General features: G+C 48.4%; 1 pseudogene. It reads right to left on the bottom strand.

Annotated elements, in window-relative coordinates:
• Positions 1-13: 13 nt before the first annotated feature.
• Positions 14-1019 (bottom strand): annotated as a pseudogene (locus KO533_RS22385) (IS4 family transposase); the annotation flags it as partial.

Genomic DNA, 1019 nt, shown 5'->3' with positions numbered 1-1019 from the left:
TAATGCCGTTCACTTAAGAGTGAACGGCATTTTTCTTGGTCTAACCGGGAACTTGTTTTTGCTCATTTTAAGAACTCGTGGATATGCCCTTTCCCGTTTACCATCCAGCTTAAATTGCCGTGCATTTCGTTCTATATCCAATACGTCTCTCGGGACATTCCCCGGTGTTTGTGATGACAGTTGTGTCAACTTGAAGATGATATAACTCGCCGCATCTCGAAAACTCAGTTGATTGGGGTGGACCGATGGCAAGCTTTTAGCCATCAGCAACATCTTATATCTAATGAGATTATAGGCCAGTAGCACGCCCCATAACTCTTGAGTCACCAGCTCCGGTAGTTGACTGCGGAGCGTAAAACGGCTCTCCAGTAGATGTTGCTTCATCTCTCTGTAGCCCAGTTCTATTTCCCATCGATGGGCATATAAGTCGACGATGTCTTCGCTGGGGTAACGCATCGGGTCTGTCAACGAGGTCAAAATGGCGACTGGCTTACCTTTCACTGTCTTAGTCAATAAACGCGCTTCAAGAGTTTCAGGGAGATGTGGCCATTTCTTTCTGGCCTGAGGTGTAGTGGTGAGTTTCACCCACTGATCATGCTTTCCTAGCGTTCGCACCACCTCATATTGAGTGCCTTTCTTCAATGGCAACAACCAGTGGCTATCAGGTTGCGCTTGCTGCCAAGCGTGTAACAGGCCGAGCGAGTAAAATCCTCGGTCAAATAGGGTTAGGCTGTGATTGGGAATGCTAGGAATGAGCTGGGATGCTAAGTTCATTTCATTTTCGGCAACCGAATCAAAGGCGCTGTTGACCAACAAATGGCTGCTTAATTCCATCAAGCAAACCATGCGAATTTGCGGATAAGCAGCTTCGCCTGAAGCGTTTGCGGTACGCGCAAAGGCGGCTTGATTTTGGACACTATCGGGTGTCCGCCACACTACACCGTCAACACCATACAAGTTAAGGCCGCACCAATGAGGATGTTCAGCTCTCGCGTGCCAGGTATTGGCGCTGCGACTAA

This window comes from Shewanella sp. NKUCC05_KAH (genome assembly GCF_019345585.1).
Classification (GTDB): Bacteria; Pseudomonadota; Gammaproteobacteria; order Enterobacterales; family Shewanellaceae; genus Shewanella; species Shewanella oncorhynchi.
This window is presented reverse-complemented; position numbering and strand designations above follow the sequence as displayed.